10 protein-coding genes are annotated in these 16091 nt (G+C 69.2%); 6 read left to right on the top strand and 4 right to left on the bottom strand.

Features of this window, described 5'->3' with window-relative positions; genetic code table 11:
- Positions 1-439: 439 nt before the first annotated feature.
- From JLDANKMP_RS14725 to JLDANKMP_RS14700, 6 genes are all read left to right on the top strand, one after another.
- Positions 440-895 (top strand): MarR family transcriptional regulator, encoded by a 456-nt coding sequence (locus tag JLDANKMP_RS14725; RefSeq protein WP_012481667.1) that lies wholly within the window; start codon positions 440-442, stop codon positions 893-895.
- 109 nt (positions 896-1004) lie between these two features.
- Entirely contained in the window at positions 1005-1214 is a 210-nt protein-coding gene (locus JLDANKMP_RS14720) for a DUF1656 domain-containing protein (RefSeq protein WP_010487502.1), read from the top strand.
- A complete protein-coding gene (locus tag JLDANKMP_RS14715) occupies positions 1211-2128 on the top strand; it encodes an HlyD family secretion protein (RefSeq protein ID WP_212561506.1) in 918 nt (305 codons plus the stop codon). Before JLDANKMP_RS14720 ends, JLDANKMP_RS14715 begins: the two co-directional genes overlap by 4 nt.
- The gene (locus JLDANKMP_RS14710; RefSeq protein ID WP_212561505.1) at positions 2125-3594 is read left to right on the top strand and encodes an efflux transporter outer membrane subunit; all 1470 of its coding nucleotides are present in this window, start codon (positions 2125-2127) and stop codon (positions 3592-3594) included. The genes JLDANKMP_RS14715 and JLDANKMP_RS14710 overlap by 4 nt, the downstream gene beginning before the upstream one ends.
- A 3-nt stretch (positions 3595-3597) precedes the next feature.
- Positions 3598-5637, top strand: coding sequence for an FUSC family protein (locus JLDANKMP_RS14705; protein WP_212561504.1), 2040 nt, complete (start codon positions 3598-3600; stop codon positions 5635-5637).
- Positions 5638-5731: 94 nt separating this feature from the next.
- On the top strand, positions 5732-6130 hold the full coding sequence (locus JLDANKMP_RS14700) for a hypothetical protein (RefSeq protein WP_212561503.1): 399 nt from the start codon (positions 5732-5734) through the stop codon (positions 6128-6130).
- Positions 6131-6500: 370 nt separating this feature from the next.
- Here the strand turns inward: JLDANKMP_RS14700 and JLDANKMP_RS14695 are convergent, their stop codons facing one another.
- From JLDANKMP_RS14695 to recC, 4 genes are all read right to left on the bottom strand, one after another.
- Positions 6501-7043 carry a hypothetical protein gene (locus JLDANKMP_RS14695; protein ID WP_212561502.1) on the bottom strand — a complete coding sequence of 181 codons (543 nt, stop codon included), beginning with the start codon at positions 7041-7043 and terminating at the stop codon, positions 6501-6503.
- 130 nt (positions 7044-7173) lie between these two features.
- Positions 7174-9054, bottom strand: a complete 1881-nt coding sequence (recD, locus tag JLDANKMP_RS14690) for an exodeoxyribonuclease V subunit alpha (RefSeq protein WP_212561501.1) — start codon at positions 9052-9054, stop codon at positions 7174-7176.
- The gene (gene recB, locus JLDANKMP_RS14685; protein ID WP_212561500.1) at positions 9051-12731 is read right to left on the bottom strand and encodes an exodeoxyribonuclease V subunit beta; all 3681 of its coding nucleotides are present in this window, start codon (positions 12729-12731) and stop codon (positions 9051-9053) included. The genes recD and recB overlap by 4 nt, the downstream gene beginning before the upstream one ends.
- A complete protein-coding gene (gene recC, locus JLDANKMP_RS14680) occupies positions 12728-16075 on the bottom strand; it encodes an exodeoxyribonuclease V subunit gamma (RefSeq protein WP_212561499.1) in 3348 nt (1115 codons plus the stop codon). The genes recB and recC overlap by 4 nt, the downstream gene beginning before the upstream one ends.
- Positions 16076-16091: the final 16 nt, after the last annotated feature.

Here is a 16091-nt window from a genome sequence, read left to right as displayed (position 1 = left end):
GTGCGGACCGTTGGTCCGCACTGCTTCTGCTCTTGCTTCCAAGAGCCAACCCACCGCGCTCGCGGGGGGATGGGAAGGCAGCGGGGGCCGGGCGGGGCAGGACCGTCCGCGGCATGGGCCCGAGGCATGCCTCGGGCGGGTTGGGCAGGACGCCCAACCCCGGTCTTGCGGTGTGCGCAGGAAGCGCACACGAGCAAGCCGCGGCCGAGCCCCCAAGGGTGAGGGCGCTTGCTTGCGAGGCATGCCTCGCAAGCGCCCGAACGCACGGCCGCCAGCGGCTGGGCCGGACCCCGGAGGGGGGTTCACGGCGTGTCCTGCACCGTCCGGCGCCCGCTGCCCCACCCGACACCAGGCAGGCGCAACGCTTTCCTCACTACACCCCCTCATTCAGAAAAACCTATTGATAGGAATGAAATTAGTAGTATCCTATCTATCTCTTATGGACCGACCCCTCGACGAGCGCACCGTGCTGCAGATGCAGCTCAGCTCCGGCCTGCTGTACGCAGGGCGGCAGTGGCAGCGCTTGGCCGACAGCCGGCTCGGCAGCTACGGCATCTCCACCGCCTGCACCATGCCGCTGCTGATGATCGGCCGCTCCGGCGGTGGCATCCGTCAGGTGGCGCTGGCGCAGCAGCTGGGCATGGAAGGACCCTCTCTGGTGCGCCTGCTGGACAAGTTGTGCGCCAGCGACCTGGTCCGCCGCGAGAGCGACGCCAGCGACCGCCGCGCCAACCTGCTGTGGCTGACCGACGCAGGCCATGCGCTGGTCAGCGAGCTGGAAGACCAGTTGATCGGCCTGCGCCAGGACGTGTTCGGCGAGCTTTCCATGGATGAACTGCACGCCGTGCTGAAGGCATGGCGCCTGCTGGCCGAGGCCGCCGACCGCATCACGTAAGACCGCTGCCCCTGAACACCGCCGCTGCCGTGCACACGCCAGCGGCTTTTGCCCGTTGCCGTTGTTTCGTTGTTCCTCCCCTCCCCCCACCTCGCCCCCGCCCCTACCGATGCCCGGTGAATTCAGTCTCCACGGAGTGTTCGTCCCGACCCTGCTCGGGTTGATGTTGTTGGCCTACCTGGTCAACAGCGGCCTGCACGCGCTGCTGCAGCGTGCCGGCGCCTATCGCCACGTATGGCACCCGGCGTTGTTCAACCTGGCCCTGTACGGGATCGTGCTTGGCCTGCTGTTCCACCTCCTGCGTTGGATGCAATCGTGAACAAGATCGTGAAGAAGACCCTGCCGGTGCTGCTCACCAGCGCAGCCGTGATCATCGCCCTGCTGGTGCTGCGCCAGCTGTGGGTCTATTACATGGATGAGCCGTGGACCCGCGATGCCCATGTCGGTGCCGACGTGGTGCAGGTGGCGCCGGACGTGTCCGGGCTGGTGGAAACGGTGCAGGTGGCCGACAACCAGGCGGTGAAGAAGGGTGACCTGCTGTTCGTGGTCGATCGCGCCCGCTACCGCATCGCGCTGGAGCAGGCCCGCGCCAGCCTGGCCGAGCGCCAGGCATCGGTGGCGCAGCTGCGCCGCGAGATCGGCCGTGACCGCAGCCTGCAGGACCTGGTCGCCGCCGAGGACGCAGAAGTGCGCCGCGCCAAGCTGCAGGCCGCACAGGCTGCGCTGGCCACCGCACAGGCGGCGGTCGACCTGGCCGAGCTCAACCTGGGCCGCACCGAGGTGCGCGCGCCGGCCGATGGCCGGGTCAACGACCGCACCCTGCGCGTGGGCGACTACGTGGTGGCCGGCAAGCCGGTGCTGGCGCTGCTGGATACCGGCTCGTTCCGCATCGATGGCTACTTCGAGGAAACCCGCCTGCGCGGCGTCGCCCCGGGACAGCGTGTGGGCATCCGCCTGATGGGCGAATCGGCACCGCTGCGCGGCCATGTCGAGAGCATCGCCGCCGGCATCGAGGACCGCTACCGCAGCAACGGCAGCACCCTGCTGCCGAACGTGACCCCGGCCTTCGACTGGGTGCGGCTGGCACAGCGCATTCCGGTGCGCATCGCCATCGACGAAGTACCCAAGGGCGTGGAACTGATCGCCGGCCGCACCGCCACGGTGACCGTGGACACCGGCCGCCATCCGCACAACGACAAGGCCGGCACTGCGCCGACACAGGCGGGCCTGTGAACGCCGCCCTGCCCCGTCTCGGTCTGATCGTCGCGCTGGCCAGCCTGGCCGCGTGCAAAACCGTCGGCCCGGACTATGCACTGCCGGAAGGCTCGGCCTTCAAGCGCCCGGAGGCCAATGCAGCCTTCATCGATACGCAGAACCCGCAGGTGGCCGCCAACCAGGCGCTGCCCGACCGCTGGTGGTCGCTGTACAACGACCCGGTGCTGGACGGCCTGATCACCCAGGCGCTGCGTGACAACGTGGAACTGAAGGCTGCCGATGCGCATCTGCGGCGTGCAGCCGCCGTTTACGAACAGGCGCTGGACGCCGGTGGCTTCGAGTACGAGGCCAAGGCCGGCGTCAGCCGCGCGCAGCTGTCGGCCGAATCATTCCTGCAGGAGCACGAGCTGCCGGTGATCAACCTGGCCGATGGCAAGTTCGCGGTCAGCTACCAGTTCGATCTGTTCGGCAAGCTCAAGCGCGGCGCCGAGGCAGCGCGTGCCGACGAGCAGTCGGTCGCTGCGGCGCGCGACCTGGCCCAGGTCAGCGTGGTCGCGCAGGTCGCCGACAGCTACCTGGAAATCTGCCACGCCAACCACGAACTGCACGTGGCCGAGCATTCGCTGCAGCTGCAGCAGCGCAGCCGCACGGTCACCGAGCGCCTGATCGCGGCCGGCCGCGGCACGCCGCCGGAACTGGCCCGCGCCAATGCGCAGGTGGCGTTGCTGGAAGCCGCGCTGCCGCCGCTACGCGCGCAGCGTTCGGCGGCCGCCTATTCGCTGGCCGCGCTGCTTGGGAAAACCCCGGGCCAGCTGCCGGCCGGCGTGATCGACTGTGCGCACGCCCCCGGCCTGGCGCAGCCGCTGCCGGTCGGTGATGGCCGGGCGCTGCTGCAGCGCCGCCCGGACGTGCGCCAGGCCGAGCGCAAGCTGGCCTCGGCCACGGCGCGGATTGGGGTCGCCACCGCCGAGCTGTACCCGGACATCCGCCTGGGTGCCTCGGTGGGTGCCGCCGGCCTGCTGGAAGACTTCGGCACGCCGATGACCCAGCAGTGGTCGATCGGCCCGCTGATCTCGTGGACGCTGCCGTCCTCCGGCACGCACGCACGCATCCACGCCGCCGAGGCGGGTGCCGATGCCGCGCTGGCCGAGTTCGACCACACCGTGCTGCAGGCGCTGCGCGAGACCCAGACCGCGCTGGACCGCTATGCGCAGGACCTGCGCCGGCTGCAGTCGCTGCGCATCGCGCAGGAGCAGGCCGCGCTGGCCGCCGAGCAGAACCGCCGGCTGTACCAGGGTGGCCGTACGCCGTACCTGTCCAGCCTGGATGCCGACCGCAGCCTGGCCACCAGCGACGCCACCCTGGCCGCCGCCGAAGCGCAGGTCTCGCGCGACCAGATCCACCTGTTCCTGGTGCTGGGTGGCGGTTGGCAGGCATCGGTTGCCCCGCCCGCGCCGTCCACCGCACAGGCCTCGGCGAAGTAAGCCATGAACGCGCTGACCGATCGCCAGGCCTGGCTGTTCTCGATCAAGACCTACCTGGCCGCGGTGGCCGCGCTGTACATCGCCATGGCCGGCAACCTGTCGCGCCCGTACTGGGCGATGGGCACGGTGTACATCGTCAGCCAGCCGCTGCTGGGCCCAACCCGCGCCAAGGGCGTGTACCGCATCGTTGGCACCCTGGTGGCCGGCCTGGCCACCCTGCTGGTGCTGCCGGCGCTGGTGGAAACGCCGCTGGTACTGAGCGCGGCGATGTCGATCTGGCTGGCCGGGTGCCTGTTCATGGCCCTGCTCAACCGCGGCCCGCGCGGTTACGCGTTCCTGCTGGCCGGCTACACCACCGCCTTCATCGGCTTCCCGGCAGTGACCTCGCCGGAGACCATCTTCGACACCGTGGTGGCGCGCAGCGAGGAGATCATCCTCGGCACCGTGGTGGCGGTGCTGTTTGCTTCGCTGCTGTTCCCGGCCTCGGTACGCCCGATGCTGCGCGCCCGCATCGGCAACTGGATGGAGGACGCCGCGCAGTGGTGCCGGCAGATCCTCGAACGCGGCCGCGCGCACGCGCCGCGCAACCGGCTCGCCGCCGACCTGGTGCAGTTCGAGGCGCTGATCGAGTTCCTGCGCCGCGACGACCCGCGCCATGCCGGTTCGGCCGTGTCGATGGAGCGGCTGCGCGAACGCATGCTGCTGCTGTTGCCAGTGTTGTCGTCGATTGCCGACCGCCTGAGTGCGCTGCGCAGCGACGGCCAGGACCTGCCCGAGGGGCTGCCGGCACTGGTCGATGACATCCACGACTGGCTGGATGGCCCGACCAACGCCAGCGAATACGCGCGCCTGCGCGCGCGCATCAGTGCGTTGAAGCCGCAGGTGGACCGCGACCTGCAGCACCTGCAGCTGGCCAGCCTGCTGCTGCGCCTGGAGGAACTGGTGGACCTGTGGCAGGACTGCCGCACCCTGCAGCACGCGATCGACCAGGGCACCGCGCCGCTGGACCGTGCGCACTACCGCATCCGCACCGAACGCGTGGCCGCCGACAAGCACGTCGACTACGGCATGGCGCTGTTCTCCGCGCTCAGTGCCGGCGCGGCGCTGATGAGCTACTGCGTGCTGTGGATCGCGCTGGGGTGGGAAGGCGGCGGCAACGGCGCGATGATGGCCGCGGTGACCGCCGCATTTTTCGCCGCGCAGGACGATCCGGCACCGAGCATGGTGTCGTTCCTGGTGTGGGCGATGGTCGCCTCGGTGGTGGCCGGCGTGTACCTGTTCGGCGTGTTCCCGGCCGTGCACGACTTCGGCCTGCTGGCGCTGGTGCTGGCGGTGGCGTTCCTGCCGCTGGGGCTGATGCTGCACCACCCCAAGAGCGCGCTGTTCGCGCTGCCGCTGACGGTGAACCTGGCCGCGCTGCTGAGCCTGCAGAACACCTACAGCGCCAACATCCAGACCTTCCTCAACTCGTCCATCGCGATGTTCATCGGCATTGGCTTTGCGGTGGTGATGACGCGCCTGTTCCGTTCGGTGGGCGCCGAGTGGACCGCGCGCCGGCTGGTGCGGCAGGGCTGGACCACGCTGGCCGAAGCCGCCGCAGGTCGTGGCCAGCAGGACCGCCAGCGCTTCGCCGCACGCATGCTCGACCTGCTGGGACTGCTCGCGCCGCGCCTGGCGGCGACGCCGGAGGGCAGCGACATCGCCTCGGTGGACATGCTCAATGAAGCACGCATCGGCCTGAACATCCTGCAGCTGCGCCGCGCCCGGCTGGAACTGCCCGAGCGCAGTCGCGAGGCGGTCGAGCACATTCTGGAAGAGGTCGCCGTGCACTACCGGCGGCAGATCGCCGCGCGCAAGCCGATTGTGGCGGCCGACGCGTTGCGCGAGCGGCTGGATACCTCGCTGGGACGGGTCGGTAGCGTGGCCGCCTGCAAGGCCCGCGATGAAGCCCTGATGGGCCTGATCGGCCTGCGCTTCGCGCTGTTCCCGGAGGCGAAGGCGCTGGCGCCGGGCCTGGCGATGAGTGCAGCCGGACAGCCGTAGCGCGATACCCTGTGCAGCCACAGACCCCGCGCAGGGGTCAGAGCCCTCTCCTGCGGAGAGGGATCCGACCCTGGCGCTGCAACAGGACGGTTCAATGAGTTACGACATGATGGTGTTCGAGGCCAGCGCCGCGCCACGCGAGGCGGCGGCCTTCATCGCCTGGTTCGAGAAGCAGACGCAGTGGAACGAGCGCCACGAGTACGATGACCCGGTGGTCAGCAGTCCCGCGTTGCAGGCGTGGTTCGCCGAGATGGCGGAGGAATTCCCGCCGATGGACGGACCACTGAGCAACGACGATGACGACCGTGCTGAGGTGACCGAGTACAGCATCGGCCGCGAGGTGATCTACGGCGCGTTTTCCTATTCGGTGGCCGAGCGCGCGCACGGTCGCGTGCAGGACCTGGCCGAGAAGCACGGCGTGGGCTTCTTCGACGTGAGTGCCGATGAAGCGGCGATCGTGTTCCCGGATGGGCTGGTGCTGATCGCGGAATAGGTGTGGCGGCAGGGGCGCGCCCTGCACCTGCCGAATCAACGGCAACGGCAACGTCAAATGCGTGCTATCCGTGGGTAGGCGGGGTGGGTCCGGTTGAGGGGGACGCTGCAAGTACGTCCATGTAAGCTCGGTCGCCGCATCCATGCGGCTCACGCCCCCTCAACCGGACCCACCCCGCCTTCGACAGTTTTCCGCGATCTGTCGGCACGGCGTCCTGCTCTGGTGGGTGTCGACCTTGGTCGACACGGTAGATCCACGGTATGCGCGGATGAACGCCGGAATGATCGAAGTACGCTGTTGTAGAGTCGAGCCATGCTCGACTGACGCGAAAGGATCATGGAGGCAGTATTCCCGCTCACCAGCGGAAGCGCTATTTGTCCCGTGTTACCTCTGCGAAGAAGATGTTGACTGCGTCGTCCATCTCGTCGGACATGATCTCGGTGTGCAGTCTGGCCATCGGGGTGTGGCCGTGCGCGATAGCAATGGCTGCAAAGAATGCTGAAGTTTTCCATGCTTCCTGCGGCGTCGCGACTAGCATTGCAGCATGTTTCCCCATGCGCTGAATGGCCTGCGAATACTCCGGCTCCAATCCAGCAGGAAGCGCCATGCCTTGGTGGCATCGCAGCGTCTCGATGGATTGTGCGAGAGAAATGAACTGCCAATCGTTTGAGTCAGCGTCCATTGGCAATGCGTTGACGATGTGCGGCACCGCCGCGAACGAAGCACTGTAGACGTCCCCTTGATGGCACAGGCTGCTCCACAACTCGTGCCAAGTGTCCTCGATCGGATCGTCTTCCGATCTCTCACCCTTCGGAATACTCAGATTGGCGAGCAGCTCCGGAATGTCATCCGCAGCCCCGTAGGCATGCTGCAGTTCGGCCCAGCGAGGGTCATCCAAGGCGATCAGGGCCATGTGCCGGTTCCTGTGTCGTGGGGTAGCAACGCAGGATAGGTAGCGCCGGCGGCGTCATCAAAGGGCAAATGCGACATCGGGGCGATGGGGTCAGAGCCCGTTCCCGATGGGAACGGGATCCGACCCCGATTCAGAACAACTGGCCCTGCACAGTGGGCTGTTCGATGCGCGCCGGTGCTTCGGCCACCGCTTCCGCACCCAGCCGCCAGGCCAGGCCACCCAATCGGCTGGCGTGGCGTTTCAACGCGGCCTGCAGCACCTCTGCGCTGCCCGCCACATGCAGTACCTGGCGGGCGCGGGTCAGGCCGGTGTAGACCAGCTCGCGCGACAGCACGCGGCTGTCCTGGCGTGGCAGCTGCAACCACACTTCATCGAACTCCGAGCCCTGTGCCTTGTGCACGGTCATCGCAAAGGCGCTTTCGTGCGCGGGCAGTGCGGCCGGGTGGAAGGCGCGCGGCTGGTCGACGCTGTCGCCGGGGAACCAGGCCACCATCGCGCCACTGCCATCGCGCAGGCAGATGCCGATATCGCCGTTGAACAGGCGGTGCCGGTAGCTGTTCTCGGTCACCAGCAGCAGGCGGCCCTGGAAGTAGCCCGGGGTGTTGCCGGCCAGCAGCTGTTCGATGCGGCTGTTGAGCCCGCGCGCACCCTGCGGGCCTTCGCGCAGCGCGGTCAGCACGCGCAGGCGCCCGGCCTGCTGCAGGGCAAGCGCCGGATCGGCCGCGTCGGCCAGTGCACGCCAGCGGCCCAGCAGGTGCTCGCGCTGGCCGCGCAATGGATCGGCCTCGCCTTCGTGGAAATGCACGCCTGCCAGCGACCCACCGCGCAGCAGCTGCAATGCGGTGCTGCTGTCGCCTTCGCGCACGGCATGCGCCAGTGGTGCCAGGTCCAGCGCATCGCTTTGCCGGTAACCACGTTGCAGCTGCACGCGGCGGCCGGCGAAGGCGCGTGGTGCGGCCTGCGGCTGCAAGGTGGCCGGTGCCAGCAGGCCATGCAGCGCCAGCGCATCGTCGGCGCGGGTGCCGATGCCATCACCGCTGGCGCGCAGGATCGCGCTGAGCACATCACCGGCTTCGACCGAGGGCAACTGATCGGGATCGCCGAGCAGGATCAGGCGGGTGCCGCTGGCAATCGCATCGACCAGCTTGGCCATCATCGGCAGATCGATCATCGACGCTTCGTCGACCACCACCACGTCCACCGCCAGCGGATTGTCGGCGTGGTGGCGGAAGCGTGGTGAGTCGGGAATCACGCCGAGCAGTCGATGCAGGGTGGTGCCGCTGCTGGGCAGTGCCGCGCACAGTGTCGGATCCAGTCCCTGTTCCTGCAAGCGTTGCACGGCCATGCGCAGGCTCTCGGCCATCCGCTCGGCGGCGCGACCGGTGGGCGCGGCCAGCGCCACCTCGGGCAGCGGCTGGCCGGCGTGCCGGGCCTGCGCGGCCAGCAGCAGCAACAGGCGTGCGATGGTGGTGGTCTTGCCGGTGCCGGGGCCGCCGGTGACCAGCGCCAGCGGATGGCGCAGCGTCACGCCGGCTGCGCGTGCCTGGTGATCTTCACCGCGCGATGCGTGCGGGAACAGCTGCGCGAACAACGGTGCCAGCGCTGCCATGTCCGGTGCCGGCAGCGGATGCCGGCCGATGCGCTGCAGCCCGGCGGCCAACTGCCGTTCGTACTCGCGGTAGCGGCGCAGGTAGAGCAGACCGTTCTCCAGCACCAGCGGCGCATCCTCGGCGATGGCGTCGGCCTGCTCGGGTATAGCCACCCAAGGCGATGCGCGCAGTTGTGCCAGCCAGTCCTGCGCGGCGGGCCACTCGGGCACCCCTTCCAGCAGGCGCTGCGGCTGCGCCGGATCGAAGCCGGCGTGGCCCTGCGCCACCGCCAGCGAGGCCAGCGCCGCCGCCAGCGCCACGCTCTCCGGCGTGTCGCCGCGCAGCCGCATCAGGCTGGTCGCCAACGCGTGGTCGAGGGTGCGCAGCAGGCCCTTCTGGTGCAGTTCCTTCAGCAGGCTCATGCGCCGGCCCCACGGGCACGTGCGGCCAGTTCGGCCTGGGCCTGTTCGCCACCGGCGAACAACGCATCCAGTGCATCCACCAGCGCCAGCGGGAAACGGTCCACATGCACGCCGTTGCCGGTGCCATCGAGGCCGCGGCAGAACAGGTAGCGGATGCCGCCCATGTCACGCTCGTAGTCGTAGGCCGCGCCCAGGCGGAAGCGCAGCCAGCGATGCAGGGCCACGGTATAGATCAGCGCCTGCAGGTCGTACTCGCTGTGGCGCATGGCGATGGCCAGCAGGTCCGGGCTGTAGCCGGGCAGACGATTGGATTTGTAGTCGAGCACGTACCAGCGACCGTCGCGCACGTAGGTCAGGTCGATCATGCCGGTCATCAGCCCTTCCAGGCGGCGGCGCTGGCCGAAGCCTCGACGACCACTGGAAACACCGTGGGCATGCAGCACCTGCAGCAGCGCCGGCACCGTGGTCGGCTCGATGGCGAAATGGAAGTCGATTTCCGCGCGCCGCTCGCCTTCGCCCAGGCTGTAGAGGGCGCCGCCTTCGGGCAGCGGCACGGTGAGCGTGTGGCCGACCAGCGGCACCAGCACGGCCACGCCATCGTCCAGGTCGACGTCGGCATAGCCTTCGTCGTGCAGCGCCTTGCGCAGTACATCGGCCTGCCCCTCGGGCGCTTCCCGGCCCGGCTGCCAGTCACCCCAGGCAGCGAAGTCGACGTTCTCCATCGCCTCGTGCAGCACGTTCCCGAAGCGGCTGCCCATGAAGCGCGGGTCGATCGGCGCGCTGTCTTCGACGACGGCGGTGGGTTCGGGCAGCGCCGGTTCCAGCGGCAGCTCCGGGCCGGCCGGTTCATCGGCGGCCGGTGCCGGCAGCTCGGTGGCGGCGGCTTCAATATCACTGCCAGCGCCCGCATCGGCATGCGCCAGCTGGGTGAAGCTGTACACCCACCAGTCATGCGGCACGCGCCGGGTCAGTGCACGTACCGCCGGCAGGTCGCCTTCCACTTCGGCCGCCAGCTGCGGCAGCGCGGCCGGTGCCTCGCTGTCATCAATATGCACATCGGCGTGCGCGCGCAGCGCCTGCAGGTCACCCAGCAGTGGCGCCAGACGCGTCCTGCCGAGCCCGGCCAGATCACCCACGGCGATCCACAGCGCATGCTCGGCACGGGTCAGTCCCACATAGAGCAGGCGCGCATCCTCGGCACGCTGCTCGCGCTCACGCTGCGCGTTGGCCGCTTCCCAGGCCTCGTCCTTGTCCAGCTTCCAGTGCAGCTGGCGCTGGCCGCCAACGTGCACGGTGCAGTGCGAGGCGGTGTTCGGCGCGCCGCCGTCGATGCCGACGAAGGGCAGGAACACCAGCGGATACTCCAGGCCCTTGCTCTTGTGCAGGGTGATGATCTGCACGCGGCGCGCATCCGACTCCAGGCGCAGGAGCTGCTGCTCGTCATCCTGGTCGGCACTGGCCATCTGCCCCTGCAGCCAGTCCAGCAGGCCATGCATGCCCAGCGCCTGCGCCGAGGCCTCCTGCAGCAGTTCACCCAGCTGCAGATAATTGGTCAGGCGGCGCTCGCCATCGATCAGCGCCAGCAGGCGTTCACCCTGTGCGGCACAGACATCGGCAATCACTGCGAACGGTCCGCCGCGCTGCCAGCGCTCGCGCCAATGCAGCAGCTGTGCCTGGAACCCGCGTTGCAGGTCACCTTCGCGTTCCATTGCCGCGATCGCGCTGGCCCGCAGGCCAAGCAGCACGGTGGCCAGCGCTGCGCGCAGGCGGCCTTCGTCGGCCGGTTGCAGCAGTGCCAGAAGCAGCGCACGAAGGTCGCGGGCTTCAGCAGTGGCGAACAGGCTCTGCTTGCCGGCCGCCACCGCGGGAATGCCGACCGCGGCCAGCGCACGCTGTACCAGGGTGGCCTCGCGATGCGAGCGCACCAGCACCGCGATATCACCGGGCTGCACCGGTCGCCCACGCAACACGGCATTGCCCGCGCGCGCATCGACCAGGATCTGGTGAATCGCGGCGACGCAAGCCTGGGTCGCCGCATCGCGCGAGGCGTCGGCACTCAACGCTTTGTCGCCGCCACTGCGCAGCACGCGCAGGGTGAGTGCCTTGGCGGCCTGGCCGTCGCGCACGTAGTCCGCATCGCTGCGCACGCCACCGGGCCGCACCGGCTCGAACCGGATGTCGCGTTCGAGGAAGGCGTCTTCGCCACCGTTGTCGTACAGCGCCTGCAACGCGCGCAACACAGACGGTCGCGAGCGGAAGTTCTGGTCCAGCACCGGCGCCTGCTGCGCCACCTGCTTGGCCTTCAGGTAGGTGTGGATGTCGCCACCGCGGAAACCGTAGATCGCCTGCTTGGGGTCGCCGATCAGGAACAGCGCCGGCGCCAGGTCGAGTTCGCGCACCTCCGGCGAATCGCCGAACACGGTGTGGAAGATGCCCCACTGGCGATCGTCGGTGTCCTGGAACTCATCGACCAGCGCGATGCGGTATTGCGCACGCAGTTGCCTGACCAGCGTCAGCCGCTGCGGGCCTTCCAGGGCGAGCGCTACGCCATCAATCAGATCGTCGTAGGTCTGTACCCGGCGCGTACGCTTCAGCGCCTGCAGGCGCTGCGTGGCTTCGGCGCGAAGCGTGTGCAGGAAATCCAGCGCGGTGCCACGCAGCCAGGCATCGCGTTCGGCCAGCAGCGCAACATAGCGCGCCAACGGCGCCTGCAATGGCGACGACGGCGTGCGATCAGGAAATTTCTTGTTGGTCTTGTCGGTCAGCACCTCCGGCAGCAGTGCCGGCAGGCGATCGCTGGCCAGCAGCTCGCGCGGGTCGGCGCGCTCGGCCCAGGCCAGCAGCTGCCGGCCCAGCGGGTGCAGCCAGCCCAGCTTGTATGACACGCCGTTGAGCCACTTGTTGTCGACGGCATCGCAGAGGTCGATGAAGAACTGCTCGCCATGCTCGCGCACGCTTGCGGACAGTGCTTCCGCCGCGCTCTGCAATGCCGGGCGTGGATCGGCCAGCGCCGCCGGCCGTGGCAGCGGATGCAGCGGCGGTGTGCCCAGCAGCGCGCGCAGATCGGCGGCCAGCCCATCGGGGCTGGACCACAGCCAGGTCAGCGGCTCCAGCGTGGCCGGGTCGTTGGCATGCACGCGCCACAGATCGGCCGCGAGCTCCTCCAGCAGTTCACGGTCGCTGGCCAGCAGTTCCGGCGGATCAAAGGTGTGGCCGCTTTCCAGCGCATGCTCGCGCAGCACGCGGGTACAGAAACCATGAATGGTGAAGATGGACGCCAGGTCGATCTCGTCTGCGGCCACCTGCAGGCGGCGTTTCAGTGCGGCGGCGCTCTCGGTGCCGCCCTGCAGATGGCGCTGCAGCACGTCGCGCGTCAATCGTACCTCCGGTGCTTCACCGTCGGCCGCTTCCAGGTCGACCAGGCGCGCGGCCAGCGCCAGGCGCTCGCGGATGCGCTTGCGCAGTTCCTGCGTGGCGGCATCGGTGAAGGTCACCGCCAGGATCTGGCCGATGCGCAGGCCCTGCTCCACCACCAGGCGGGTGAACAACGTGGCCAGGGTGAAGGTCTTGCCGGTGCCGGCGCTGGCTTCGATCAGCCGGATGCCCTCCAGCGACAGCGCCAGGTAGGGATCGCGGCTGAGGGGTTCGAGGCCGTCTTCGGCGATGGCGGTGTTCATGCGTTGCCCTCCTGGCGTGCTTCGGTGCCGAGAGCGCGGCCTTCGCGCACCGCGCTGAAGACCAGCTGGCTGTTGCGCAGCAGGTCAGCGTAGCCGGCATCGGTAGCGAACGGGTCGGCACCCCGCAGCAGCAGCTGCCAGGCGTCGCTGCTGGATTCACCCCAGCTGCGGTCGCTGCCGTGCCACTGCTTCCAGCCTTCGCTGCGCTGCTTTTCTGCTGGCGCGTTGTACAGCACCCAACCGGTGTACGGGGCAAAGCGCAGCGGCTCGCGCAGGCCACGCTGGCGCAGCTGCAGCAGCGCACGCAGCGCCGCACGTGCAGCGGGAACGCTCAGTGCCGGCAGTACATGCGGGCCGGGACCGGCGTCGCCGCCATCATGGAACTGCACAAGCGGCAGCGCGTCGCCCGCCGCGTTCGCCAGCAGCCAGTCCAGGCCGTGGCGGATCACTGCATTGCCATTGAGCGTGCCGGCACGCAGGCGCACCAGCCCTTCGGGATGCCGATCGGCCACGCGGCCATGCAGGCGCACGCCATCGATGTCCACTTCGTAGCGACGGCTTTCCAGTGGTTCGCCCTGCATCCAGCCCAGCAGCGCACTGGCATATGGGCGTGTCTTCAACTGCTCCACCTCGAACTGACGCTCGCCCAATGGACCCGACGGCAGCAGGCCACGCGCGCGCAGGCGTGGGTACAACGGCTCGGTATCGCCGCTGAGCGTGGCGCGCACTACCGCCGCCTGCACGCTGCGCTTTTCCGGCCCGCGCGAGGACAGCACCAGCGGTTCCAGGTCATCCACCTCCTCGACCTCGTCGGCCAGGCGCAGGCCCAGCGACTGTGCGAGGAACTGCCCGGCCGGGTCGCACAGGAAGCGGCGCAGGGCATCGAGCGCGACCTCCTCCTCCACCGCGTCGTCGAGCGGCGGCGGCAACGGTGCATCGAACCACGGCTGCAGGCCGCCGCGCTGGCCGGTGAGGCGACCGGCGGCCGGATGCCACTGGCGGCGATAGCTGAAGCGACGCGGATCGCCATCGCCGAACGCCGCCGGTGAGAACGGCTGCAGGGCGTGGCGCACGGTGAAGTCGCGGACCGCCGCAGGCGGATCGAGGTGATACGCGGCGGCGGCATCGATCAGTTCGCTGACCAGCACCGACGGCTCGCGCACGCTGCCATCGCGCGGATCGGCGCCGAGATAGCTGAGATAGAACACCTCCTGCGCGGCGGCGAACAGCTGCAGGAACAGGAAGCGGTCATCCTCGCGGGTGGAGCGGTCGCCCGGACGGCGGCGCGGCGTATCCAGCTCGGCGGTGAGCTGGTTGAGACCGGCAGCGGGGTCACGGCGCGGGAAATCGCCATCATTGAGGCCGAGCACGCAGATCACCCGGAACGGCAGCAGGCGCATCGGCACCATGCGGCCGAAACTGATGCCACCGGTCAGCAGCGGTGCGCGCGTATCGGCCTCGCCCAGCGCGCCGGCGAAGTGCGCGCGCACCACCTCTGGCGGCACGCCTTCCTCGAAGCCGGCCTTGGCGGCATCTTCGGCGAACTGGTTGAGCAGCTTGCGCAGGCGCTCCAGCGCGCGCTGGCTGTTGGGGGAACTGGGCGCGGTGGGCAGCAGTGCATCCAGCAGCGACAGCAGGCGTTGCCGCCACTGCGCCGGGGTCAGCAGCTCGCCCAGTCGGCGCTGGTAGATGGCCAGCACGCGCAGCAGGCGCAGCAGCCGGTCCAGCGCGTCCAGCGCGCCACCTTCCAGTTCGATCCACGGCGCCACGCCGGCCAGGTCGGCCTCGCTGCCGGTGGCATGGCCGAGTACCAGGCGATCCAGCGCGAACTGCCAGGTGTAGGCGTCGTCGGCCGGTGCCTGGTGCTGGTTGCGGTGTTTCGCATCCAGGCCCCAGCGTGCACCGGCCTGTTGCAGCCAGCCATGCAGGCGGTCGAAGTCCACCGCTTCCAGCCCGGCCGCCTCGGCCAGCGGCGCGCTGGCCAGCAGGTCCAGCACTTCGTTCAAGCCAAAGCGCGAGACCGGCAGGCCCAGCAGGTGAACGAACACATCGGCCAACGGCTCGCCGGCCAGCGGACTGCTGTCGGCCAGCGCATACGGAATGTGTTCCTCCTCGCCGCCGCGACCGCCGAACACCGCTTCCAGGTACGGCACATAGGGATCGATGTCCGGTGCCAGCACCGCGATCTCGCGCGCCTGCAGCGGCGGGTCGAAGCGCGGGTCCTGCAGCAGGCTGCGCAGCTGGTCGTGCAGCACCTGCAGCTCGCGCAGGCGCGTATGGCAGGCATGCACCTGCAGGCTGGGGTCGTCGCTGCGCAGGCCGTCACGCAGCTCGCCCGAGGGCAGCGCGCGGCGGTGGAACAGGTCACGCTGCAGGCGATGCAGCAGGCTGTCGGACAGGCCGCCTTCGTCCAGCGTCGGCCGGGTGTCCTCCTCCGGATCGGTATAGGCAGCGATCTCGCCGGCCGGATGCACCACCTCGTAACTACCCAGCACCGCCATGAAGTCGCGCCCGGCCGCACCCCACGCTTCCAGCAGCCGGTTCTCGCCGGCCGCTTCACCGAAGGGATCCGGTGCGCCACTGCGCAGGCGCTCGGCCAGCGTCTGCAGGTCGCCCCAGTACGACTGCACCGGGGTGGGCATGTAGAAGTGCAGCTCGCCTACCCGTGCCTGGGTGGCCATCACCCGCAGCACGTCAGGCGAGATGTTGAGCGTTGCGAACGCGGACATGCGCGGCGGCAGGCCCTGCGGCAGGGGCTGGCCGGCGCCTTCGAAGCGGTCCAGGTACTCCTGGATGCGGCGGGCACGGTAGTCGTGACCGCGGGTGATGGTGCGCCACAGGATCGCCTGCGGGTCGGCCGGATCGGCACCGGCTGCCCAGCGCAGCAGCCAGTCGCGGCGCCAGGCCTGGTACTTCTCGAACACCGAGGCCAGCTCGCCGGCCAGCGCCCAGGGTTTCAATGCGTCACCGCCGGCAAGATAGGACTGCAGCGCACGCATCGGTGGCTGCGCCAGCAATGTCGGGGCGCGCAGGGCCTGGTACAGCTTCCAGTGCAGGCCGGCCGCGTCCAGATCGTCCTGCTCGCCGCTGACGTTGGCCTTCAGCGCGCGGGCCACGAACTCGCCCGGGGTGAGGAATTCGAGGTTGGCGGCGACACCGAATTCGGCGGCCAGTGTCGCTTGCAGCCAGCGGCGCATCGCCACCTGCGGGATCAACACCACTTCCGGCGCCAGCAATGGCTGGCCTGGCACCGGCGCACGCACGTTGCGCGCCAGCAGCGCGGCCAGCACGTCCAGCGAGTTGGAATGGTAGAGGCGGAAATCGCTGCCTGGGTCACTCATCATGCACAGTGTGCAGGAC

The sequence above is a fragment of the Stenotrophomonas sp. PE591 genome (genome assembly GCF_018320795.1).
Classification (GTDB): Bacteria; Pseudomonadota; Gammaproteobacteria; order Xanthomonadales; family Xanthomonadaceae; genus Stenotrophomonas; species Stenotrophomonas maltophilia.
This window is presented reverse-complemented; position numbering and strand designations above follow the sequence as displayed.

Coding starts and splice junctions, on each gene's coding strand:
- JLDANKMP_RS14725 (WP_012481667.1), top strand. CDS start 440: ATGGACCGACCCCTCGACGAGCGCACCGTGCTGCAGATGCAGCTCAGC.
- JLDANKMP_RS14720 (WP_010487502.1), top strand. CDS start 1,005: ATGCCCGGTGAATTCAGTCTCCACGGAGTGTTCGTCCCGACCCTGCTC.
- JLDANKMP_RS14705 (WP_212561504.1), top strand. CDS start 3,598: ATGAACGCGCTGACCGATCGCCAGGCCTGGCTGTTCTCGATCAAGACC.
- JLDANKMP_RS14700 (WP_212561503.1), top strand. CDS start 5,732: ATGAGTTACGACATGATGGTGTTCGAGGCCAGCGCCGCGCCACGCGAG.
- JLDANKMP_RS14695 (WP_212561502.1), bottom strand. CDS start 7,043: ATGGCCCTGATCGCCTTGGATGACCCTCGCTGGGCCGAACTGCAGCAT.
- recD (WP_212561501.1), bottom strand. CDS start 9,054: ATGAGCCTGCTGAAGGAACTGCACCAGAAGGGCCTGCTGCGCACCCTC.
- recB (WP_212561500.1), bottom strand. CDS start 12,731: ATGAACACCGCCATCGCCGAAGACGGCCTCGAACCCCTCAGCCGCGAT.
- recC (WP_212561499.1), bottom strand. CDS start 16,075: ATGATGAGTGACCCAGGCAGCGATTTCCGCCTCTACCATTCCAACTCG.